This window comes from Arthrobacter sp. PvP103 (assembly GCF_017833075.1).
In the GTDB taxonomy this organism is placed as follows: Bacteria; Actinomycetota; Actinomycetes; order Actinomycetales; family Micrococcaceae; genus Arthrobacter.
On record NZ_JAFIBQ010000001.1, the window covers coordinates 3,659,524 to 3,680,965 of the forward strand.

The window sequence follows — 21,442 nt, forward strand, 5'->3', positions numbered from 1 at the left end:
CCTTTGGCGGGGGAGTGACGCCGGCTGCGAAGCTGGCGGGCCCGGGAACCACGGTATTCCAGCAGATGAGGGAGCTTCCGGACCTTATTGCCGCTCCGCGCGCACACTGGGAAGGCCTGCCGCGGGTTCTGCCAGCTGGCGTTAAGCCGGCCTGCTGAGGACCGCTATGGCGATGGCGACGAAGTGCGCGGCAAAAGCGAACACGGTGAAAGCGTGGAAGAGCTCATGGAAGCCAAAATGTTCGTAGCTGAAGTTCGGCTTTTTGAGCGCGTAGAACACCGCGCCGGCGATGTACAAGGCGCCGCCCACGCAGATCAGCACAGCGGAAGCAATGCTGGCCGCAAAAAAGTCCGGCAGGTAGAACAGTGAACCGCAGCCCAGGGCAATATAGATGGGCACGTACAGCCAGCGCGGCGCATGAGTCCAGAGCAGCCGGAACAGCACGCCCAGAATGGCGCCGGACCAGATGACCCACAGCAGCACCACTGCCTTGGGCCGTTCCAGCAGGGCCCAGGCCAAGGGAGTGTAGCTGCCGGCGATCACCAGCATGATATTGGTGTGGTCGAGGCGCTTCAGGACGATCTTGACGGCGGGGGACCAGTTCCCGCGGTGGTACACGGCGCTGATTCCGAACAGCAGCACACCCGTCACTGCGTAGACGGTGGAAGCGATTTTCAGGTCGGTGGTGGGTGCCAACAGGATCAGGACCAGCCCCGCGGCGAAAGCAAGCGGCGCCGTGACGGTATGGATCCACCCCCGCCATTTAGGTTTGATCGTCAGCAGCTCCGCGATGCGGACTGCAGCATCGTCCATGGGGCCTGATTTCCGGCCGCGGCCCGCTCCCGCGCCCGGCTGGGGAGATTTGCTTTCCATGGCTCAAGAATAAACTACGTTCCAGTAAGTTACCCGTGAGTAATAATGCTCGCGCTGAATTGCGAGGGCCTGTTGCACCCCGCCCCCGTTGTGGGCGGGTAGCCTAGGAATGCACTGCCGTCATACATCAAGGAAGTCAGGTGAGTCTCCGGATGGAGTTGCCCGGGATCCTCTATGGCTTCTATGAACGCAAGCTCTTGCGCTCGCTGGACAAGGACCGCATCCCCAAACACATCGGCGTAATGGTGGACGGCAACCGCCGCTGGGCCAAACAGTTCAACGCCCCCACCAGCCAGGGACACCAGGCCGGTGCCGACAAAATCCATGAGTTCCTCGGCTGGTGCCAGGAACTCGGCATCAAGGTAGTCACGCTCTACATGCTCTCTACCGACAACATGAGCCGCTCCGGTGAGGAGCTGGACCTGCTGATGGGGATCATCGCCAACACACTTGACCGGCTGGACGAGGACGCAGACATCTCCGTGCACGCCATGGGGGCTCCGGAGTTGCTTCCCGATTACCTCGCCGAGCGTCTCAATAAGCTCACGGCGCGGACGCCGGCCCACGAAAAACTCCACGTCAACGTCGCCGTGGGCTACGGAGGACGCCGCGAAATCGTGGACGCCGTCAGGGAGCTCCTCCATGACGCCGTTGCCCGTGGCAAAGACATCGGCAAGCTCGCGGACGAACTCAGCGTGGACGACATCTCGCGTTTCCTTTACACCCGGGGCCAACCGGACCCGGACCTGGTGATCCGCACTTCCGGGGAGCAGCGGCTGTCCGGCTTCCTGATGTGGCAGAGCGCCTACAGCGAGTTCTACTTCTGCGAGGCGCTCTGGCCGGCCTTCCGCAAGGTGGACTTCCTGCGCGCATTACGCGACTACGCAGGCCGGCAGCGGCGGTTCGGCTCCTGACACCTGCCGCCGGTGCCCGCGCCCGGCGTCCGGTGCACATCCGTGCCCGGCAGAGCCCGCTCCCGGCCGGTTCACGCGGAGTTCACGTGTTCGCAACAAGAATCGCCGAGAAATAGTTTGGGAAACAAAGAGGCGGGGAATTACGTTGATCTCATTAGCAGGCACACTGCCGGCTAATCGGGGAGGCCAGTACATGGAGCGGATTTTCGCACCGGATGTATGGGAGGCCGGAACCGGCCTCGTGGCCGATCCGCCTCACCTATAGATATCCGGGCGTGCGCCCCGGGGCTGGAGTCGATGTGGCTATTTCTGAACAACTGCCCGACGTCATTTCCGACCAGGGAGAGAAAGCTACCTCTCGCGCCAAGCGAGCAACCTCACAGACCGGTGCAGCCAATTATGACGCTGCGGCCGGTCTTGCTGTATCCGGCGAAAGTGCCGCGACAGATGACACCCTGTGGAGCTTTGTCATCGACACCTCGGTATTGCTCTCGGACCCCCGCGCCCTGCTGCGGTTCGCGGAACATGAAGTCATTGTGCCGATCGTGGTCATCACGGAACTTGAGGGCAAGAGGCACGACCCCGAACTGGGATACTTCGCCCGCAAGGCGCTCCGGCTCCTGGACGACCTCCGCGTCCAGCACGGCGGTCTCGACCGCCCGATCCCGCTGGGTGACGACGGAGGCACGCTCATGGTGGAGATGAACCACATCTCCACAGAAGTGCTCCCCATGGGATTCCGCGGCGGGGACAACGACAGCCGCATCCTCGCCGTCGCGAAGAACCTCGCCAACGAGGGCCGCAACGTCACTGTGGTCTCCAAGGACCTGCCAATGCGCGTCAAGGCCTCAGCCATGGGGCTGCTGGCAGACGAGTACCGCAACGAACTGGTGAAGGATTCCGGCTGGACCGGGATGGCGGAGGTGGAAGCCAGCGAGGAGGACGTCGCCACGCTCTACGGCCACGAGCCCGTCTTTATCCCGGCCGCGGCAGAGATGCCCGTCAACACCGGACTGGTGCTGCTTTCAAACCGGGGCTCAGCACTGGGGCGTGTAGGTGCCGACAAACAGGTCCGGCTGGTCAAGGGGGACCGCGACGTCTTCGGACTGCACGGCCGTTCCGCGGAACAGCGGCTGGCCATCGACATGCTGATGGATCCGTCAGTGGGCATCGTGTCGATCGGCGGCCGTGCCGGCACCGGAAAGTCCGCGCTGGCTCTTTGTGCGGGCCTCGAAGCCGTGCTGGAACGCCGCGAACACCGCAAGGTCATTGTCTTCCGGCCGCTCTACGCAGTGGGCGGCCAGGAGCTCGGCTACCTGCCCGGTTCCGAATCGGAGAAGATGAACCCCTGGGCGCAGGCCGTCTTCGACACCCTCGGCGCCCTGGTCAGCCAGGAAGTCGTCGAGGAAGTCATGGACCGCGGCATGCTGGAAGTGATGCCGCTGACCCACATCCGCGGCCGCTCGCTCCATGACGCGTTCGTGATCGTCGACGAGGCGCAGTCCCTGGAAAAGAACGTCCTCCTCACCGTGATGAGCCGGATCGGCCAGAACTCGAAGATCGTCCTGACCCACGACGTCGCCCAGCGCGACAACCTGCGGGTCGGCCGGCACGACGGCGTGGCCGCCGTCGTCGAAACCCTCAAGGGACACCCGCTCTTCGGGCACATCACCCTCACCCGGTCCGAGCGCTCGCCGATCGCGGCCCTGGTGACGGAACTGCTCGAGGGGGCGGAAATCTAGGCAAACTGCCTTAGCAAAGGGCCGTGGCCGGGTGTCCCGGGCCGCGGCCCTTCGCCGTCGTATTCGATCATCCGGCTCCCACCACCGTCCCTAGGACGTCTGAGGCGGGGATTGCGCCGATGTGACGGGAGTCGATTGACGTTTCGCGGTTGTCACCCAGCACGAAGAGGTGGTCCGCGGGAACTGTCAGTGTCCCGAAGAAGACGCCATCGATGGTCCGTTGGTCCACGAACCGTTCCGTAACAGGCGCCCCGTCCACGAACAGGACGCCGTCACGCATAGAGACCTCCTGTCCTTCGAGCGCCACGACGCGTTTGAGCAGCATGCCGTCGTTGAACACCTGGTCGTCGTCCGGCCCGCTGAACATGACCAGCTGCCCGGTGTGAAATCCGCCGAAGCGGGGGGCGGCCTTGTTCAGCCAGACCAGGCTACCGGCCTTGACGGTGGGCTCCATACTGTCTGAGCTCACCATGACCGGTTCGAGGACCCAGAGACGGGCCGCCAGCAGCACCCCGAGGCATGCTCCGGCCCCGGCCAGCGTCCGCCGGTTCATCCTTACCGCGCCTAGCCCTGAACCGGATCCCAGACCGCTGGCGAGGACGTGATCGGATCATTGGGATCGGCCTCGTCGGGACCCAGCCCCACCCTGAACTGCAGCATCATGGCGTGGTCCTCGTGGGTGAGGTTATGGCAATGGACCATGTAACGGCCCCGGTGCGGTCCGAAGTGTACCAGCAACCTGACAGTCTCCCGTTCCCCGACATACACGACGTCCTTTGGGCCCTTTTCGTAGGGAAACGGAGGCTGTCCGTTGCGGCTGAGGATCTGGAAGTCCACGAGGTGCAAATGCATGGGGTGAAACCAGCCATCGGAGCTGTTCTGGAGTTCCCAGATTTCCACTGTGTCCAGCGCAGGATCGGCCATCACCCGCTTGAAACCGCTCGCGATGACTTCCTCCCAGGTCAGATCGTCAATGGTCCAGATGTTCGTAACGTCATCGTGCTTGATCTTGAACTTGCGTGTTTTGGTTGCAGCTGCGGAGGTGAGGTCCATCGGATGGCTCGATGCAAGCGTGGTCGGAATTTTGTTCCAGGTGGGGTCGGCAGTGTTGACGGCATCGGCAACGACGTCGAACGCCATGATCTTGCCGGTGTTGTCGAAATCCCGGTTGTTGTCGTTGGAGAGGTTCCGGAGCTCTACTCGCGTTCCTGCGGCGTACTTGCGGAAATCTATGAGGACCTCGTAGCGTTCGGCACCTGCGTGGCGCCAGGACCCGACCGTCTGTGCCGCGGGCATCAGGCCGGCATCGGTGGCCACCACGGTGACCGGGTCGCCGGTACTAAGCGTGAAGCGGTAGGAACGCGAGACCGAGGCATTGAGGATCCGGAAACGGTAGATCCTCCTCTGAACCTTCATAACGGGCCAGGGCTTTCCGTTAACCAGAATGACGTCGCCCCAAAGGCCTGAGTGCTGGCGATCGTCGAACCCCAGGGTGCCATCAGCCGCGAACATGGCGTCGCTTACTGTCAGCGGAACGTCAAAGGCGCCCTGGGGGAGCAGGCCCTTCTCTACCGGATCGGAGATGAGGTACTGGCCGGCGAGCCCCGAATAAACGTTCTGGGCGGTGAAGTGGACCGAGTGGTCGTGGTACCAGAGCGATCTGGCCGGCTGGAAGTTCGGATACTGATAGTCCTTGTAGAACCCCGGCAGCGTGAGGTCATTGGCGTAGCCGTCGAACTGGGGAAGCGAGGCAGAGCCATGCAAGTGGGTTGATGTCGGTAGTGCGTAGCCCAGCTTTGGGTGCTTGGCCGGCAGTTGGTTCCTGAGATGGACGACCGCCCGGGTGTCCTTGTCAATGCGGATAGTGGGTCCGGGGAAGATGCCGTTGTAGCCCAGGATTGGCGTGCGCAGTCGGGCGAGGATTTGCGCGGTGGCCAGCCGTTGCGTCAGGGTGTAGTGCTGCGTTTTGACGCCGTTGGCGTCAACGGTCGTCTGGAAAGAGAGCGGCGGGGCAAGCGTCAGCGGCGTCCTGTAAGGCCGCGGCATATCGCTGTCACTGAGCTTGCTGGCAGATTTGGCGCTGACGCCCGAAATGGGGACCGTCACAATGCCTGCCCCGACGATTCCAATTCCGCCAAGAATGAGCGCCTGCCTCCGTGAAATGGCCATGATAGTCAGCTTTCTCTATGCCGCCTTTGTGTTCCGTTAGAGTGACCCAACGAGCTTGGGAAAACCTTCGGTGCGGCCTAGCCCGTGTGATGTGCCAGGCCCAAGGACAGCCGTGCGTCTCCCGGTCCTTCCAGGACCAGCGCTACGGCTTTGTCCGGCACTTCGAATACAAGGGTCTCGGCCACGGATTCGCCCTGGCCCAGCCGGGCTGCCCCAATTGAACTCCACACCGGATCCACGCCGGTGGAACCCAAGCCGGTCACCATGAAATCGCCGGTATGGAATTGGACACCATCCTCTTCCAGGGCCGTGATCCGCACTATGATCTTCACGCGGTGGCTCCCTGCCGGCGGACTGGCGTCGAGGAAGTCATCGTCCCCGGGTGGTTCCCAGTCATCGACCTCCAACGGAACTATGCCGCTGATGCTTGCCATGCCGCCGGGGATGGACGCCGCGGCACCGAGAGGAACACTCGGGAGCGGTGTCGCCGTCAGGAATAGGTACGCCAAGGCAATACCAATGGAGCATAGGAGGGCAGCGGGAATGAGCATCCGCCGTGCCCTGGTCTTTGGAGCCTGGGCCCGGGCCTCGATTACGGTCTTGGTCATGTCGCCATTCAAGCCCGGCAGGCTTGGGAAAGCCTTGGCCCGTCGGGGAGGCGGAATCGCTGTAGCTGGTTCCGCCTAGAGTCCGAGGAACTTTGCCGTGGCTTCGTGGCCCTCCACTTTCAGCGACCAGTCGGGGCGTTTGAAGGTGGCCGGGGTGAGCCGGACCTTTTGCACTTCCTGCACCTTGCCGCCCCAGGAGGCCCGGGCGACGCCGTTCAGCTCGTAGCCGAGGGCGCGGGATACGCCCAGGGACTTTTCATTCCAGGCCGCGGCCTCGGATTCGGCCACTTCAGCCTTCAGGTGGTCGAAGGCGTAGCTGACGACGGCGGCCCGCATCTCCTTGCCGAAGCCCCGGCCCTGCACGGACTTCCTGAGCCAGGAGCCGGTGGAGACCGTCCTGAGCGTCGCGAAGTCCCTGGCCTCGATGTCCTGGCAGCCGATGAACCCGCCGTCATGCCAGATGCCGAGCAGGAGCGTCCAGGCTTCCGGGGTCACTCCGCCCCGGCAGCGCCAGTACCATTGCGCCATGTTCGGTCCGAGCTCCTCTGCCGGGGACTCTGCCCAGGGCCGGCTGAAAGGGCTTTGGCCGGGCTCGTGGACGCCGCTCAGGGCCGCCTGTACCGCCGCCGGGATCTCTTCGTCCCGGATGGGACGGAGGGTGAGGCGGGGCGTCGCCAGGGTGAGGGCGAACGGGGGCCAGAAGGTCGCGGGCTCAGTCATCAGGGAAGCTTAGCCGGGGGACCCGCGGGCAGCCAGTCACGCGCCCCGGGAAATGTCCCAGGTGATGTGGCGGCGCACATCGGTCAAGTTCATCGATTCGGCCAGGAACAGGTCATCGAGCATGTACTCGTCCACTGCCAGGATCCGGAGCCAGTGCCCGGAACCCCTCGATTCGTTATCCAGCGAGCGGCTTGAGACGCAGACTCCGGTTCCGACGTCGATCCTGATCAGGTTCCGCCCCGGTCCGCACAACGGCGCCAAGGGGTCCGTCGGCCGGTAGGCGGCATTGGGAGTCACGACGGCTTCCAGAGCGGGGCGGCCCTGATGGTCCACGGCGGTGATGGGGCCGAGCTCCACGGCGTTGGTGTTAGGGAATTCGATGGGTACGGGGGCATTGCCGGCGAGTTCCACCGGGTCCAAAGCCGCGGCAAAGCGGCCGTTTCCAAAGCACGGTTCGCCGTAGGCGGCCTCCGGGCGGCGCCGGACCAGTCCGCCGTCGTCATACACGGGGGTGACCAGCTGCGGAGGCAGGAGCCACGACTTCCTGGTGGAGCTGACGTAGAAGCCGTCCCTGGAGTCGTTGATGCCCGTGGTGCTGTGCAGTACCACGCCGGCCGCGGATTCAAGGCGGAGGGCGCCGGGCCGGCGCAGCCAGGCTTGCACTGTATTGTCGGGGTCCGGGTTTTCGGCGTCCGTGCCAGTGGGGTCCAGGTTCGGGGAGTCCGCCGCGGCGCGGTCCACATACTCGAAACGGAGGCTTTGCCACTTCCAGGGCGAGGACCGGCACAGATTCCGGAACGTCATGGCCATGTCCGCCGGCTTGTTCCGCTGACCGGCTTCCCCCTGGCGCCTCGCGTCCCATGTCGACATATCCACAGTTTACGCGCGGGCTCAGCGGCCGAGCGGGAAAATCCAGTAGCATCCGAGGGTGATCCAACGACTGGGCGAACTTTGGGAATCCACCCCGCTGGCCTTCTGGCTGGTGTTGGCAGCCTGCGCCTACTTCGGCGTGATGGCCGTGCGGCTCACGGTCATCGACGTCAGGCACCACCTGCTGCCGAACAGGATTGTGTTCCCGTCCTACGCGGTGGGCGGTTTGCTCCTGCTGGCTGCGGTTGCCACCGTCCTGGTGGCCGGCGCGGACGCCGAGGCAGTGCCCGACGGCGCCGCCCGGCTCTTCGGGCTGCCGGGTGTACGCATCCTCGCCGGGGGAGCGGTGCTGTGGCTCTTCTACTTCATCCTGCGCATGGTTTATCCGCCGGGAATGGGATTCGGCGACGTGAAACTCGCCGGTGTGCTGGGACTGTACCTCGGTTACCTCGGCTGGGGCCACGTGTTCGCCGGGACCTTCGCAGCCTTCCTCCTGGGCGGTCTCTGGAGCCTGGGCCTGCTCGCTGCCCGCCGCGGCACCCTCAAATCGGACATCCCGTTCGGCCCCTTCATGCTGGCGGGCTCGGCCGTGGCCATGCTGCTCCTGCCTGCGGGCTGACGGCGTAAATCGGCGTCGTGCACTTGCGCTGATCCGACCGCCGGATCCCGCTAGGCTGAAGCCATGGCAGCACCCGACTTCATCATCAAGCTCCGCGAAAAAATCGGCCATGATCCGTTGTGGATTCCCGCCGTACGCGGGGTGGTCTTCAACGACGACGGCCACGTCCTGCTGGGCCAGCGCTCCGACAACGGCAGGTGGGCGCTGATCTCCGGGATGCTGGAGCCGGGAGAGCATCCGGCCCCGGGACTCGTGCGGGAAATTTTCGAGGAGACAGCGGTCGTGGCGGAAACGGAACGCATGGTTTCAGTCGGCGTCGTGGGGCCGGTCACCTTTCCCAACGGGGATGTATGCGACTTCCTGGATATTGTGTTCCGCTGCCGCCACGTCTCCGGCGAAGCACGTGTGAACGACGACGAATCCCTGGCCGTGGACTGGTTTCCCCTGGACGGGCTTCCGGAACTCCGGCCAGGGGACCGCGAGTGCATCCGGCGGGCGCTGTTGCCCGAGGACGCCGTCCACTACGAACCCTAGGAGCCTCCTAGGCGGACGCGGACTGGCGTTCGGCCTCAAGGCGTTCCGCCTCTTCGCCGCCCACAGCCTCGCCCCGGGCCACCATTCCGGCGGTGTCGGACAGCGGGATCTGCTTCAGCGTCAGTGCGAGGACCAATGCGATGCCCAGGAACGGCAGCAGGTACCAGAATACCGGCGCCAGCGAATCGGCATAGGCGTTCACAATGGCGTCCCGGAGCTGTTCCGGGAGCTGGCTCAGGGCCTGCGGGTCCAGGGTCCGGGTGGACCGGGCGGCCTGGTCGGCTGAGGCCCCGGCCCCGGTGAAGGCATTGGTCAGGGCCTCTGCCAGCCGTGAGGTGAAGATGGAGCCGAACACGGCCACGCCAAGGGACGCGCCCACTTCGCGGAAGTAGTTGTTGGTGCTGGTGGCCGTCCCGATCTGTTCCGCGGGCACGGAGTTCTGCACCACCAGGACGATGACCTGCATGATGGAGCCCAGGCCGGCGCCGAACACGAACAGCTGGACGCAGATGACCCAGATGGGGGTGTCGGCCGTCAGCGTGGTCAGCCAGAGCATGGCGCCCATGGTGAGGGCGGCGCCCACGATGGGGAACATCTTGTACTTGCCGGTCTTCGAGATCCGGACGCCGGAGTAGATGGCCATGCCCATCAGGCCCACCATCATCGGAAGCATCAGCAGCCCGGATTCGGCGGCGGAGGTGCCGGAGGACATCTGCAGGAACGTGGGAACGAAAGCGATGGCAGCGAACATTCCCAGCCCCAGGGTGAAGCCGATGGCTGTGGAATTCACGAAGATCCGGTTCTTGAACAGCCCCAGTGGGATGATCGGGTCCTCGGCCCGGCGTTCCACCATGACGAACGCGGCGGCGGCAAGAACCAGTCCGGCTCCAAATGCCCAGGTCAGCGGCGAATCCCAGCCTTCGTCCTTCTTGCCGCCGAAATCGGTGAAGAGGATCAGGCAGGTGGTGGCTGCGGAGAGCAGCAGGACGCCCAGGACGTCGATCCGCTTCTCGGCCTTCTTGTTCGGCAGGGTCAGTGTGAACCACGCAATGGCGAAGGCCGCAATGCCGATGGGGATGTTGATGTAGAAGGCCCATTCCCAGGTGAGGTGGTCCACGAAGTAACCGCCCAGCAGCGGGCCGGCGACGGCGGAGAGGCCGAAGATGGCGCCCAGCGGACCCATGTACTTGCCGCGGTCTTTGGCGGGAACGATGTCCGCGATGATGGCCTGGGAGAGGATCATTAGTCCGCCTCCGCCCAGGCCCTGGATGGCTCGGAAGACCACGAAGCCCCAGAAATCGGTGGCGAAGGCGCAGCCGACGGAAGCGAGGGTAAACAGGGCGATGGCCACGAGGAACAGGTTTCGGCGGCCCAGCACGTCGCCGAACTTGCCGTAGATGGGCATCACGATGGTGGTGGCCAGCAGATAGGCGGTGGTGATCCACGCCTGGTGTTCCACTCCGCCGAGCTTCCCCACGATGGTGGGCATGGCAGTGGAGACGATGGTCTGGTCAAGGCTGGAAAGCAGCATGCCGGCGATGAGGGCGGAAAAAATGATCCAGATGCGTTTCTGGGTCAGCAGCAGCGGCCCGGCTGCTGGCCTGGAAGTGACGGCGGTGCTCATGGGTGTCCTTCTGCGGGGGCGGGTTCTTGAAATTCCTGGGAAAAAAGCCGGCGGGCGGCCGAGATGTTCTCCAGCAGCAGCTCCCGGTAGGGGCGGGTGTTGCCCTCGGAGAAATAGACCATGCTGGTCTTGCGGGCGATAGTGCCCAGCAGGACAACGGCCATTTGGACCACAGGGTGGTCCGGCGCAACGCCTTCGCGGAGGGCGACGTCTTTGGCGAATTCTGCCTCGCGCTGCTCGGTGGCCCCGATGATCCGCAGGATTAGCTGGGGCTCCTTCTTGATGACGCCGATCAGCTGGCGGGTGTCCTCCTCGGAAGCGGCCATGTTCTCGGACAGCTTCAAGGAAAGGGTGACCAAGTCCTGTAGGAGTGTGGGGGAGATGATGCCTGGCGGTGATGACTGGCCGCCGGCGATGAACTCGTCGATGACATCGTGGGGAAGCTCGTCGGCCGCGTGGCCGATGATGGCGTCCTCTTTGGCCGGAAAGTAATTGAAGAAGGTGCGGCGCGAAATGCCCGCTTCGCTGCAGACTTCCTCCACCGTGTACCCGTTCAGGCCGCGTGCGGCGGTCAGCTTGCGTGCGACGGCGGTGATCGCCGCCCGGGTGGCGGCCCGCTTGCGCTCGCGGAGCCCGCCGTCGCTTATTGCACTATTATTCACAAAGTAAATTTTTGCATCAATTTATAATTAGTGCAATTTTAGCCGCGAATGGACCCTCCGGCCACGGCTCGCTTAAACGACGGCGGCCGCCCGCCTTCGCCGGGAAGGTGGGCGGCCGCCGTCGTACTTAGGCCGGTGGGGACTTATGCCTTGTGCGGCGGGCGCGTCATCGACATAACGTCGAGGGCGGTGTCCAGCTGCTCTTCGGTCAGTTCGCCGCGCTCCAGGAAGCCCATGGCGACGACGGTCTCACGGATGGTGAGGCCCTCGGCGACGGCCTTCTTGGCGATCTTGGCGGCGTTCTCGTAGCCGATGAACTTGTTCAGCGGGGTGACGATGGAGGGCGAAGCCTCGGCGAGGAAGCGGGCGCGCTCGACGTTGGCGGTGATGCCGTCGATCATCTTGTCGGCCATGACGCGGCTAGTGTTGGCCAGCAGACGCACGGACTCAAGGAGGTTGGCGGCCATGACGGGGATGCCGACGTTCAGCTCGAAGGCGCCGTTGGTTCCTGACCAGGCGATGGCGGTGTCGTTACCGATGACCTGCGCGCAGACCATGATGGATGCTTCGCAAATGACGGGGTTGACCTTGCCCGGCATGATCGAGGAACCGGGCTGCAGGTCCGGGATGGCGATTTCGCCGAGGCCGGTGTTGGGGCCGGAGCCCATCCAGCGGAGGTCGTTGTTGATCTTCATGAAGGAGATCGCGATGTTGCGCAGCTGGCTGGAGGCTTCGATGAGGCCGTCGCGGTTGGCCTGTGCTTCGAAGTGGTCGCGTGCTTCGGTCAGGGGAAGGCCGGTGTCGGTGGCGAGCAGTTCGATGACGCGCTCCGGGAAGCCTGCCGGCGTGTTGATGCCGGTGCCCACAGCGGTTCCGCCGAGGGGAACTTCAGCCACGCGGGGAAGCGAGGCGTTGATGCGCTCGATGCCGTAGCGGACCTGTGCGGCGTAGCCGCCGAATTCCTGGCCCAGGGTCACCGGGGTGGCATCCATGAGGTGCGTGCGGCCGGACTTCACGACGTCCTTGAACTCGACGGACTTGCGGTCCAGGGAGTCGGCCAGGTAGCCGAGGGCCGGGATGAGGTCGTTGATCAGCGCCGACGTGGCGGCCACGTGTACGGACGTCGGGAAGACATCGTTGGAGGACTGCGAGGCGTTGACGTGGTCGTTCGGGTGGACAACCTTGTCGCTGCCGGCAGCCTTGAGGGCGCGGGAGGCAAGCTCCGCGATGACCTCGTTGGTGTTCATGTTGGAGGACGTGCCGGAGCCGGTCTGGAAGACGTCGATCGGGAAGTCGCCGTCGTACTTCCCGGCAGCAACCTCATCGGCGGCATCCGCGATCGCCTTGGCCAGCTCGCCGTCGAGCACTCCAAGTTCTGCGTTGGCCTGGGCGGCAGCCTTCTTCACCCGGGCAAGGGCTTCGATGTGCGCGCGTTCCAGGGTCTTGCCGGAAATGGGGAAGTTTTCAACTGCACGCTGCGTCTGGGCACGGTACAGGGCGTTCACGGGGACGCGGACTTCGCCCATCGTGTCATGTTCAATGCGGAATTCTTCAGTGGAAGTCATGGGGCTAGCTTAGGGCGATTGGCGGCTGCATCGAAAACCGTGAACCGCTTGCGTCGGGCCCACAGCGTCCGCGGACCGGGCAAGTGCCTTAGAGTTCGCCGATCCCCGAAACGAGGTCCGCCCGGCCCTCTTTGAGGCTGTAGGAGAGGCCGATCACGGCTGCGCGTCCGGTTTCGATGGCGTTCGAAATCACACGGGAGCTGTCCACGAGCCGCTGCGAGGTCTGCTTCACGTGCTCCACCACCATGTCGTTGACTTCGGTTTCGTTGTTGCGCAGGGAGGTCAGCACCGACGGCGTGATGCGCTCCACGAGGTCGCGGATGAATCCCGCCGGCATCTGGCCCGTCTCGACGGCGTCCTTCGTGGCGCTGACCGCGCCGCAGCTGTCATGGCCCAGGATCACGATCAGCGGCACACCGAGCACACCGATGCTGTACTCCAGCGAGCCCAGCACGGCGTCGTCGATGACCTGGCCGGCGGTGCGGACAACAAAGGCGTCGCCCAGCCCGAGGTCGAAGATGATCTCAGCCGCGAGCCTCGAGTCCGAGCAGCCGAAAATGACCGCGAACGGGTGTTGGTTCTCCACGAGCGAGGACCGGCGCGATGCGTCCTGGTTGGGGTGCGAAGATTCTCCGGCGACAAAGCGCTCGTTTCCTTCGCGCAGTCGCCGCCATGCCAGAGCTGGAGTCAAGTAAGTAGCCACGGGGCCACTTTACGGCGAAGGAGCGGCTGAAGGGGAAACCGTTGCGGCCGGATTACTTTCCAGGGACTTCACGACGGCGTCCGCCAGCACGGCGAACTCGTCAAGTTGGGCTGTGCCGGTCAACACAACGGTGGTGCCCTTGTGGGCGAGGACCATGCTTCGCTCGCCCTTGCCTGTGTCGCGGAGTTCCCAGTCCAGGCCGCCGGCATTGCGGCTTCCGGTCACGGGGGCATTCTTGGTCTGCTGGAGCAGCCATGTCGGGTTCGCCCGGGCGGTCTGGACCAAACCGATGAATGACTCCTTCGGCGTGAGGTATCCGACCTCCCACGTTGGCACGCCGCTGCCGGTCCCGGACTCCCAGCGGGCGTAATTCGGCCTGAATGTGTCGCCGGCCTCGGGCGTCACGGGTGTGAATCCCGCCACACCGGCGGCGTTTTGCGCCACCGCGCTCACATTGACGTTCGGCCGGTAGCCGTCTGACTTCGGCGAGGGATTCATCAACACGATGGGCAGAAACGCGGCGACGCTCACCACCAGTGCGATCATCATTCCGATCACGGAGGCGTTGGCCCTTTTCGCCGCAGCCGCGCGGATAACGGGCTTAACCACCGGTGCATCCGGTGTGCCCTCGGAGCTGGCGGGGGAGCCCGGGCCGGCCGTCTGGTTGTTGAAGGTGGACTTGTCCTGCGTTTCGCTCACGCTTCTATAGTCGCGCATCTGAATGCCGTTCTCACATTCCTGCCGTTCAGCCGGTGAGGAAAAGCCGTGTTTCACGGGGTGGTCATCCCATGACCTTCTGATGCTGCCGCGACTATGATCAGTAGCAGAGGAATCACCGTGACGGACTCAGACCGGCCGTACGGGTTCAATGATCGCCACTCGAAGAAGAGGTTCACGTGTCACCAACGCCTATGACCCAGCAGTACTCCACAATTTCGCCGTCGCTTGCCGTAGGCATTGACGAACCGGACCGTAACCTTGCCCTGGAACTTGTCCGCGTCACCGAAGCCGCGGCGATTGCCGGCGGCCACTGGGTTGGATTCGGCGACAAGAACAAGGCTGACGGCGCAGCAGTCGACGCCATGCGCTCCTTCCTGCAGACCGTCCACTTCAACGGTGTTGTGGTAATCGGCGAAGGCGAGAAGGATGAAGCTCCCATGCTTTTCAATGGCGAGCACGTCGGTGACGGCACCGGTCCCGAGTGCGATGTCGCCGTCGACCCCATTGACGGAACCCGCCTGACCGCACTGGGCATCAACAACGCCCTCGCCGTTCTCGCTGTCGCCGAACGCGGCTCCATGTTCGACCCCTCCGCCGTGTTCTACATGGAGAAGCTCGTCACGGGCCCGGAAGCTGCGGACATGGTTGACCTGCGCCTGCCGGTCAAGCAGAACCTGCACCTAATCGCCAAGGCGAAGGGTGTAAAGGTCAACCAGCTGAACGTCATGATCCTGGACCGGGACCGCCACCGTCCCCTCGTGGAGGAAATCCGCGAAGCCGGTGCCCGGACCAAGTTCATCATGGACGGCGACGTTGCCGGGGCCATCGCCGCCGCCCGCTCCGGCACCGGCGTTGACGCGCTCATGGGCATTGGAGGCACGCCGGAAGGCATCGTCGCCGCGTGCGCCATCAAGTCCCTCGGCGGCGTCATCCAGGGCCGCCTCTGGCCCACCAGCGACGACGAGAAGCAGAAGGCCATCGACGCCGGGCACGACCTTGAGCGTGTTCTTTCCACCAACGACCTGGTCTCCAGCGACAACTGCTACTTCGCGGCCACGGGCATCACTGACGGCGACCTGCTCAAGGGCGTGCGCTACTCCAAAGACAAGGTTCTGACCCAGTCGATCGTTATGCGGTCCAAGTCCGGGACCATCCGCTTTGTGGACGGCGAGCACCAGGCCAGCAAGTGGGAAGGCTACGCCCGCAAGAGCTAGTCACCCGAGTCACCCGCTTCTATTCAGCGCAAACTGGCAGCAAACGACCTCAGATCCAGGATTTGGGGTTGTGAGCTGCCAGTTCGCGTTCAGGGCAGGGGCGATCGGCTCAGTTGCGGAGGGCGCGGAGCTTTTCTCGGGCTTTCCGGGCGAGCTGGTACGCGCCGTAACGGACCTTCTTCACCGGCAGGTCCCACGTCCCGGGGTAGGTGACTTCGCGCCCGCCGAACGACTTCTTGAACGCCGTGAACCCGGCCCACTTATGGTTCGGCTGGTCCTCCGGGGCCACGCCCCACAGGTCCACGTGCTTCAGGCCCTTCTCCTTGGCATCCGCCATAAGGGTAACCAGCAACGGTATGCCCGCGCTCAGCTTGCGGTGCGAGTCATCAAGGGCCGCGTGCGCGTAGGTACGGGTATCGGCGGAGTCGTAGGCCAGGGCCGCGGCAATGGGGCCGCCGTGGCGTTCGGCGATGAACAGCGTGGCCGCACCCACAGGCATGAGGGACCGGGCCACCTGGCTGAGGTACTCATCGCTTTGCGGCTTGAACCCGCTTCGCTTGGCTGTCATGTGCAGGAAATTCAACAGCACGCGGATATCGTCGGGATCCTGCGATGCCCGGAAGGTCACATCCTTTTTGTGAATGTTCCGGTACAGGTTCCGGTTCACCGGTTTCATGGCGGCGAGAACTTCCTTGAAATCACGGTCCAGGTCCACGATCCAGCTCAGTTCCGGCTGCTGGTTGACGGGTGCGGGCCGCAGGCCACGGCTTCGCAGCACGGACTGCGATTCAGCGGTGTCGAATCCGGCGCTGGCCGGCTCTATCCGGACAAACGCGGCGCCGCGCGTGCGGGCCAGAGCCACAAGGGCGGCCAGGGCGGCGTCGAACGCTTCCAGGGACTCTGCCACGGGACCGTACGGCGCGTAAAGGACCTTGCCCGCCGGATTCTTCTCTTCCACGGCGAGGAAGCTCCAACCGGGGCCGGACTGTTCGTGGACCGTGCGGCCCAGGGAGCGCTGGAAATCGGCCCACTGCGGGGTCTGCAGGAAGTACTCCATCGGATCAGGCCCCCAGCGCGGTGGTTACGGCAAAGGCAACAGAGATCCCGGAGGAACCGGCCGCCGGATGCACGTTGACCGGAGCCTCAGCGGCGGGGAGGAAGGCACTCGCGCCGCGGTCCAGATGGAGATCGCCTTTGGGGGAGTCCAGCAGCACGGAACCGGAGACGACGATGATCACGGCCGCACCGGACTGCGCCAGCGGGACGGGCCCGCCGTCGGGCTCCAGCTCGATCCGCTGCAGCTGGAATTCACGGAAGGGCGGCCGGTAGAGCTCCTGGCCCAGCTCCGACGTCTCCGCCGGCAGCATCGGCACGCCCACCGACTCGAACTCAATGGTGGCCAGCAGTTCGGGAACGTCCACGAACTTGGGCGTCAGCCCGCCGCGGAGCACGTTGTCCGAGGACGCCATGACCTCGATGCCAAGGCCATGCAGGTAGGCGTGGACGTTTCCTGCCGGCAGGTAGACGGCCTCCCCGGGGGCCAGCGAGATCCTGTTCAGCAGCAACGAGATGAGCACGCCGGGGTCGCCGGGATAGTGGCCGTGCAGGCTGACTGCCGTGGACAGTTCGGTCTGGTAGGGAGACATCGGCAGCCCGGCTCTGAGCGCGGCGACCAGCTCCCGCACCGCGTGCGAGACGGCGTGGCCTCCGCCGATGAGCCGGGTGAACGCGGCCTTCAGGGCGTCGTGCTCCACCGGGGCAGAAAGGTCCGCCACGACGTCGAGGAACACGTGCGGAACCTCCAGAGACATGGCCCGCATGGACGTGGCCAGATGCTCGAAGAGGGCACGCGAGGATGCGGCCGGACGGAACCCGCAGAGCGCCTCGAACGGCGTCAGGGCAAAGATCATCTCCGGCTTGTGGTTGTCATCCTTGTAGTTCCGCTCCGCCGCGGAACGGTCGACGCCGGCAGCCTCCTCGCGGGCAAAACCCGCCCGTGCCTGTTCCAGCGTCGGATGGACCTGCAGGGACAGCGGACTTTCCGCGGCCAGGACCTTGAGGAGGAACGGCAGGCGGGGGCCGAACTCCGCCACGCTGGCACTGCCCAGATGGTGGCCGGGGTCGGAACTGATCAGCGTATCCAAAGCCAGCGGACCGCCGTCGGCCGCTGCTGCCACGGACGGCGAGTCCGGGTGGGCGCCCACCCACAGCTCCGCTTCCGGGCCGCCGGAGGCCTGCCTGCCGAGCAGGCCGGCAATGGCCGTGGTGGAGCCCCAGGCGTAGGGCCGGAGGACATTCTCAATTTCGTACACAGCCAGGTGTCCTTTATCTCATTGCAGCAGTTACGGCGTCAGGCGATCGGGCGGGGGCGCCTACAGCGGGCGGCACTGGCCGTTCGTGGCCACAAGGTCGCGGATCGCTTGCTCGTTGCCCTCACGCTTGAACTGGTTGAGCATCTCTTCCGTGATGGGCTCGCCGTCGGGGGTGGTGGTCACTGGCGTGAAGTCCGACGACGACGGCGACGGTGCCGGCTGGGTAAGGGGCGCCGCCGGTGCGGCCGCCATCAGGGGGCCCGCGGCCGGGCCGGCCTGCACGATGCTGTCCTCCCCGGCAGGATTACCCGCGGCTCCCGCCGACTCGGACTGCGCGGCCAGCAGCTGGTCGACCCTGTCGTGGATCTGGTTGAAGTCCGGCACCGTGGAGAACGATGCGTCGAAGTCCGGCGGTCCAATGGTCAGCCGGCTGACTTCCTTGCCCTTGGCCTTCATGGCCAGGTCCACGAAGCTGCCGAGCTGGCTCGCGGAAATGTTGGAGTCAACCACCTTGGTGCCCGCGTTGGCGATGTCTTCGAACTTGGAGAGCAGCGTTGCGGGGTCCAGCTGCTTCAGCATGGCCTGCTGGACGCATTGCTGACGCTGGATGCGTGCGTAGTCGTCAACGAATTCCCGGGAGCGGCCGTACCAGAGGGCATGGTAGCCGTCGAGGTGCTGTTCACCGGCCGGGATCCAGCCGAGGGGCATTCCGTGGATGCCGTTGGCCTCGTCAACCATGTCGCCGCTGAGCGGCACCCAGCCGCCGGCCTTAATCTTGATGCCGCCCATGGCGTCGATGAGCTTGGCGAAGCCGTCCATGTCCACCAGGACATAGGCCTGGACGGTGATTCCGAGCGTACCCGAGACAGCCTCAAGGGTTGCCTGGGCCCCGGGATCGGCGACGCCGGGGTAGAGGTCCGCGTGCTCGTTGGTCACTTCGGTGTTGATCGCGTTGATGAGGCACTCGTTGCCGCAGTCGTAGCCGTCCGGATAGATCTGCCGCATGGGGGAACCCTCGCTGAACTGTGCGTTCTGCAGGTTGCGAGGCACCGAGATGATGGCTGTCTGGCCTGTCTTGGCGTCGACGCTGAGGACGGACAGGCTGTCCGGGCGCCGGCCAGTGCGGTCGTCTCCGGCGTCGCCGCCCATCATCAGGAAGTTGTAGCGGCCGTCCACGGGGTCGATTGCAGGGCCCGCCGAGAAAATGCTGCCGATCGCGTTCCGGCTCACGTTCAGAACGTAGGCGGCGTAGCCGAGTGTCCCGCTGCTGAGCAGCATAGCCAGGACCAGTGTGACGCCGACGACCGGCCGCATTCCGGGTGCCAGCAGGACCGGCCGGATCAGCCTGAGGGTGTTGACGAACAGCGCAGCCCAGCCGAGTGCGAGCGCAATGAGGACGACGATGATCAGGAGTGCGGCCACCGTGTTGGTGAGGATGCCGATCAGGAGGGTGCGGTTCACCAGCAGCAGCACCAGTCCCGCAAGCGCCAGGCCCCAGACAGTGAGGGTCACCCGGAGGGCGATCCTTCCGAGCTTCCGGTCGCCGGCGACGATCTGGGCACTGCCCGGGACGAACAACGTCAGCAGCAGGAGGACGAACGCGCGTTTGGTCCTGACGGGCGCCGGGGCGTTCGCCGGGTTGCGGACGGGGTCCGTCAGGGCCTGTTGCGGCGCCTGGGGGCGGGAGTGGCTGGTGGTCATCTACTGATTCCTAACGGCTGCCCCGGAGAACGACGTTGCCGTCGGAGAACACTTCGCTGACTTTGTGCCGCAGGGCCGCGCCCTTGCGGGTGGCGACGTCGTTGAGCTCCTGCGCGAACTCGATCAGGTCATCGCGCAGGCGGACGGCGAGGTCGTCCGTTCCGGATGCCAGCATCCGGACGGCCAGCAGGCCGGCGTTGCGTGCGCCTGCGATCGACACTGTGGCCACGGGAACGCCGGCGGGCATCTGGACGATGGACAGCAGCGAGTCCATGCCGTCCAGGGTCTTGAGCGGGACGGGGACGCCGATGACCGGCAGGGGTGTCACGGACGCCAGCATGCCGGGCAGGTGTGCGGCGCCGCCGGCTCCGGCGATGATGACGCGCAGTCCGCGCTCGTGGGCCGTCTGGCCGTAGCGGATCATTTCGGTGGGCATCCGGTGGGCTGAGACAACATCGGCTTCGAACGGAATGCCGAACTCGGCAAGGGCCTCAGCTGCGGCTTCCATGACGGGCCAGTCGGAGTCCGAGCCCATCACAAGGCCCACCAGGGGAGCGGCGTTGTCCGTGTCCGCCGGGCGAATCGATGCGGGCGTGCTCATACGGTCTCCTCGGAGTTCCCTGGTGCTGGTCGGGCCGGAGCACGGCCGTCCCTGATGATGTTGGCTACGGTGGTGGCGCGCTGCCGGACGGAGTCGACATCGGAAGCGGCTGCCCCCACCAGGTTGACGTGGCCGATCTTCCTGCCGGGCCTGACGGCCTTGCCGTAGCAGTGGATCTTCGCGGCCGGCTCGCTGGCCATGGCCAGCGGATACGCCGAGAACAGTTCCTGGTTCTCGCCGCCAAGGAAGTTCTTCATCACAACAATCTGTCCCAGAGCGTCGGTGGCACCGAGCGGGAGGTTCAGCACGGCACGCAGGTGCTGTTCGAACTGGCTCGTGACCGATCCGTCCTGGGTCCAGTGGCCGGTGTTGTGCGGGCGCATTGCGAGCTCGTTGATCAGGAAGCCGGAGCCGACGCCGGGGGTTTCGAAGAGCTCCACGGCCATGACGCCGGTGACTCCGAGTTCGTTGGCGATGCGGATTGCGGCGTCTTCGGCGGCCGCGGCGACTTCAAGCGGAATATCCTGGGCCGGGGCGATCACTTCGTCGCAGACGCCGTCCACTTGGATGGTGTGGACCACGGGCCAGGCGCGGGATTCACCGTCAGGAGTCCTCGCTACGAGTGCGGACAGCTCGCGGCTGAACTCCACCTTGGCCTCGGCCAGCAGCGGGGTCATGGCCGCAAACCAGTCGGCGGCGTCGGCGGCTTCCTCAGCCGATCCGACCATGCGGACCCCTTTGCCGTCGTAACCGCCGCGGGGCGTCTTCAACACCACCGGCCAACCGGTCTTCTCGCCGAAGGCAACCAGGGCCTCGACGTCGGCAACGGAGGCCCAGGCCGGGTTGGGCAGCTCAAGCCGGTCGATGGCTGCCCGCATCACCAGTTTGTCCTGCGCGTGGACCAGGGCGTCCGGGCCGGGCTGGACGTTGACGCCGGCCTCCTGCAGTGCCCGCAGGTGGTCGTTGGGGACGTGCTCGTGGTCAAAGGTCATGACGTCCAGCCCCCGGGAGAACTCGAGGAGGGCGTCAAGGTCCTTGTAGTCGCCCACCGGCGACGTCGGCACTGCGGAAACCGCGGAAACGTCCTCGCCTTCGGCCAGGACACGGAGTTCAAAGCCCAGGGCCGTTGCGGCGGGGGCCATCATGCGGGCTAGCTGGCCGCCGCCAACTACGCCTATTACTGGAAAAGTCACAAGAGCCAGCCTACAGAAGAGCAGGGGTGTTCCGGGCTTCACCACTGTTTCAACCGGGAATTTTGCGTCATGGCCGCGTCGCAGGAGACCGCGCTCCC

At 65.0% G+C, this 21,442-nt stretch carries 21 protein-coding genes; 5 read left to right on the forward strand and 16 right to left on the reverse strand.

Annotated elements, in window-relative coordinates:
- Positions 1-141: 141 nt before the first annotated feature.
- On the reverse strand, positions 142-813 hold the full coding sequence (locus JOE41_RS16880) for a hemolysin III family protein (RefSeq protein WP_198011573.1): 672 nt from the start codon (positions 811-813) through the stop codon (positions 142-144).
- Positions 814-1,025: 212 nt separating this feature from the next.
- Here JOE41_RS16880 and JOE41_RS16885 point away from each other — a divergent pair, with 212 nt between their 5' ends.
- Together JOE41_RS16885 and JOE41_RS16890 are read left to right on the forward strand one after the other, a co-directional pair.
- Positions 1,026-1,787: an isoprenyl transferase gene (locus JOE41_RS16885; protein WP_011691034.1), complete on the forward strand. Its 762-nt coding sequence runs from the start codon at positions 1,026-1,028 to the stop codon at positions 1,785-1,787.
- Positions 1,788-2,086: 299 nt separating this feature from the next.
- A complete protein-coding gene (locus JOE41_RS16890; protein ID WP_011691035.1) occupies positions 2,087-3,529 on the forward strand; it encodes a PhoH family protein in 1,443 nt (480 codons plus the stop codon).
- 67 nt (positions 3,530-3,596) lie between these two features.
- On the opposite strand, the gene lepB is transcribed toward JOE41_RS16890, so the two are convergent.
- The 5 genes from lepB to JOE41_RS16915 form a co-directional block, all read right to left on the reverse strand.
- Entirely contained in the window at positions 3,597-4,082 is a 486-nt protein-coding gene (lepB, locus tag JOE41_RS16895; protein WP_209753024.1) for a signal peptidase I, read from the reverse strand.
- Positions 4,083-4,093: 11 nt separating this feature from the next.
- Positions 4,094-5,698 (reverse strand): multicopper oxidase family protein, encoded by a 1,605-nt coding sequence (locus JOE41_RS16900; protein WP_209753025.1) that lies wholly within the window; start codon positions 5,696-5,698, stop codon positions 4,094-4,096.
- Between the two features lie 77 nt (positions 5,699-5,775).
- Positions 5,776-6,306, reverse strand: a complete 531-nt coding sequence (locus JOE41_RS16905) for a hypothetical protein (RefSeq protein WP_209753026.1) — start codon at positions 6,304-6,306, stop codon at positions 5,776-5,778.
- Between the two features lie 75 nt (positions 6,307-6,381).
- Positions 6,382-7,026, reverse strand: coding sequence for a GNAT family N-acetyltransferase (locus JOE41_RS16910; RefSeq protein WP_209753027.1), 645 nt, complete (start codon positions 7,024-7,026; stop codon positions 6,382-6,384).
- A 36-nt stretch (positions 7,027-7,062) separates the two neighbouring features.
- Entirely contained in the window at positions 7,063-7,896 is an 834-nt protein-coding gene (locus JOE41_RS16915) for a hypothetical protein (protein WP_209753028.1), read from the reverse strand.
- A gap of 58 nt (positions 7,897-7,954) precedes the next feature.
- Between JOE41_RS16915 and JOE41_RS16920 the strand changes: the two genes are divergently transcribed.
- Positions 7,955-8,515: an A24 family peptidase gene (locus JOE41_RS16920; protein WP_209753029.1), complete on the forward strand. Its 561-nt coding sequence runs from the start codon at positions 7,955-7,957 to the stop codon at positions 8,513-8,515.
- Between the two features lie 63 nt (positions 8,516-8,578).
- Positions 8,579-9,049 carry an NUDIX domain-containing protein gene (locus tag JOE41_RS16925; protein ID WP_011691039.1) on the forward strand — a complete coding sequence of 157 codons (471 nt, stop codon included), beginning with the start codon at positions 8,579-8,581 and terminating at the stop codon, positions 9,047-9,049.
- A 7-nt stretch (positions 9,050-9,056) separates the two neighbouring features.
- Here the strand turns inward: JOE41_RS16925 and JOE41_RS16930 are convergent, their stop codons facing one another.
- The 5 genes from JOE41_RS16930 to JOE41_RS16950 form a co-directional block, all read right to left on the reverse strand.
- On the reverse strand, positions 9,057-10,673 hold the full coding sequence (locus JOE41_RS16930; RefSeq protein WP_209753030.1) for an MDR family MFS transporter: 1,617 nt from the start codon (positions 10,671-10,673) through the stop codon (positions 9,057-9,059).
- Complete coding sequence (locus tag JOE41_RS16935) at positions 10,670-11,335, reverse strand: TetR/AcrR family transcriptional regulator (protein ID WP_209753031.1); 666 nt, start codon at positions 11,333-11,335, stop codon at positions 10,670-10,672. Before JOE41_RS16935 ends, JOE41_RS16930 begins: the two co-directional genes overlap by 4 nt.
- A 143-nt stretch (positions 11,336-11,478) precedes the next feature.
- The gene (locus JOE41_RS16940) at positions 11,479-12,900 is read right to left on the reverse strand and encodes a class II fumarate hydratase (RefSeq protein ID WP_011691042.1); all 1,422 of its coding nucleotides are present in this window, start codon (positions 12,898-12,900) and stop codon (positions 11,479-11,481) included.
- A gap of 88 nt (positions 12,901-12,988) precedes the next feature.
- Positions 12,989-13,603: a carbonic anhydrase gene (locus JOE41_RS16945; protein ID WP_011691043.1), complete on the reverse strand. Its 615-nt coding sequence runs from the start codon at positions 13,601-13,603 to the stop codon at positions 12,989-12,991.
- Between the two features lie 9 nt (positions 13,604-13,612).
- Positions 13,613-14,320: a DUF4245 domain-containing protein gene (locus JOE41_RS16950; protein ID WP_209753032.1), complete on the reverse strand. Its 708-nt coding sequence runs from the start codon at positions 14,318-14,320 to the stop codon at positions 13,613-13,615.
- Between the two features lie 194 nt (positions 14,321-14,514).
- Between JOE41_RS16950 and glpX the strand changes: the two genes are divergently transcribed.
- Positions 14,515-15,537, forward strand: a complete 1,023-nt coding sequence (gene glpX, locus JOE41_RS16955; RefSeq protein ID WP_175417425.1) for a class II fructose-bisphosphatase — start codon at positions 14,515-14,517, stop codon at positions 15,535-15,537.
- A gap of 109 nt (positions 15,538-15,646) precedes the next feature.
- Here the strand turns inward: glpX and JOE41_RS16960 are convergent, their stop codons facing one another.
- The 5 genes from JOE41_RS16960 to JOE41_RS16980 are packed head-to-tail and all read right to left on the reverse strand — an operon-like array spanning position 15,647 to position 21,344.
- Positions 15,647-16,594: a peptidoglycan bridge formation glycyltransferase FemA/FemB family protein gene (locus JOE41_RS16960; protein ID WP_209753033.1), complete on the reverse strand. Its 948-nt coding sequence runs from the start codon at positions 16,592-16,594 to the stop codon at positions 15,647-15,649.
- A 4-nt stretch (positions 16,595-16,598) separates the two neighbouring features.
- Positions 16,599-17,849: a mannose-6-phosphate isomerase, class I gene (gene manA, locus JOE41_RS16965; protein ID WP_209753034.1), complete on the reverse strand. Its 1,251-nt coding sequence runs from the start codon at positions 17,847-17,849 to the stop codon at positions 16,599-16,601.
- A 60-nt stretch (positions 17,850-17,909) separates the two neighbouring features.
- Entirely contained in the window at positions 17,910-19,550 is a 1,641-nt protein-coding gene (locus tag JOE41_RS16970) for an LCP family protein (protein WP_209753035.1), read from the reverse strand.
- 10 nt (positions 19,551-19,560) lie between these two features.
- Complete coding sequence (gene purE, locus JOE41_RS16975) at positions 19,561-20,151, reverse strand: 5-(carboxyamino)imidazole ribonucleotide mutase (RefSeq protein ID WP_209753036.1); 591 nt, start codon at positions 20,149-20,151, stop codon at positions 19,561-19,563.
- Entirely contained in the window at positions 20,148-21,344 is a 1,197-nt protein-coding gene (locus JOE41_RS16980) for a 5-(carboxyamino)imidazole ribonucleotide synthase (RefSeq protein ID WP_083812669.1), read from the reverse strand. The genes purE and JOE41_RS16980 overlap by 4 nt, the downstream gene beginning before the upstream one ends.
- Positions 21,345-21,442: the final 98 nt, after the last annotated feature.

What these genes read in the sequence shown, in the direction of transcription:
- JOE41_RS16940 (WP_011691042.1), bottom strand. Translation starts at nt 12,900, where the DNA reads ATGACTTCCACTGAAGAATTCCGCATTGAACATGACACGATGGGCGAA.
- JOE41_RS16910 (WP_209753027.1), bottom strand. Translation starts at nt 7,026, where the DNA reads ATGACTGAGCCCGCGACCTTCTGGCCCCCGTTCGCCCTCACCCTGGCG.
- JOE41_RS16950 (WP_209753032.1), bottom strand. Translation starts at nt 14,320, where the DNA reads ATGCGCGACTATAGAAGCGTGAGCGAAACGCAGGACAAGTCCACCTTC.
- JOE41_RS16960 (WP_209753033.1), bottom strand. Translation starts at nt 16,594, where the DNA reads ATGGAGTACTTCCTGCAGACCCCGCAGTGGGCCGATTTCCAGCGCTCC.
- lepB (WP_209753024.1), bottom strand. Translation starts at nt 4,082, where the DNA reads ATGAACCGGCGGACGCTGGCCGGGGCCGGAGCATGCCTCGGGGTGCTG.
- JOE41_RS16915 (WP_209753028.1), bottom strand. Translation starts at nt 7,896, where the DNA reads ATGTCGACATGGGACGCGAGGCGCCAGGGGGAAGCCGGTCAGCGGAAC.
- glpX (WP_175417425.1), top strand. Translation starts at nt 14,515, where the DNA reads ATGACCCAGCAGTACTCCACAATTTCGCCGTCGCTTGCCGTAGGCATT.
- JOE41_RS16925 (WP_011691039.1), top strand. Translation starts at nt 8,579, where the DNA reads ATGGCAGCACCCGACTTCATCATCAAGCTCCGCGAAAAAATCGGCCAT.
- JOE41_RS16905 (WP_209753026.1), bottom strand. Translation starts at nt 6,306, where the DNA reads ATGACCAAGACCGTAATCGAGGCCCGGGCCCAGGCTCCAAAGACCAGG.
- JOE41_RS16885 (WP_011691034.1), top strand. Translation starts at nt 1,026, where the DNA reads ATGGAGTTGCCCGGGATCCTCTATGGCTTCTATGAACGCAAGCTCTTG.
- purE (WP_209753036.1), bottom strand. Translation starts at nt 20,151, where the DNA reads ATGAGCACGCCCGCATCGATTCGCCCGGCGGACACGGACAACGCCGCT.
- JOE41_RS16900 (WP_209753025.1), bottom strand. Translation starts at nt 5,698, where the DNA reads ATGGCCATTTCACGGAGGCAGGCGCTCATTCTTGGCGGAATTGGAATC.
- JOE41_RS16880 (WP_198011573.1), bottom strand. Translation starts at nt 813, where the DNA reads ATGGACGATGCTGCAGTCCGCATCGCGGAGCTGCTGACGATCAAACCT.
- JOE41_RS16970 (WP_209753035.1), bottom strand. Translation starts at nt 19,550, where the DNA reads ATGACCACCAGCCACTCCCGCCCCCAGGCGCCGCAACAGGCCCTGACG.
- JOE41_RS16930 (WP_209753030.1), bottom strand. Translation starts at nt 10,673, where the DNA reads ATGAGCACCGCCGTCACTTCCAGGCCAGCAGCCGGGCCGCTGCTGCTG.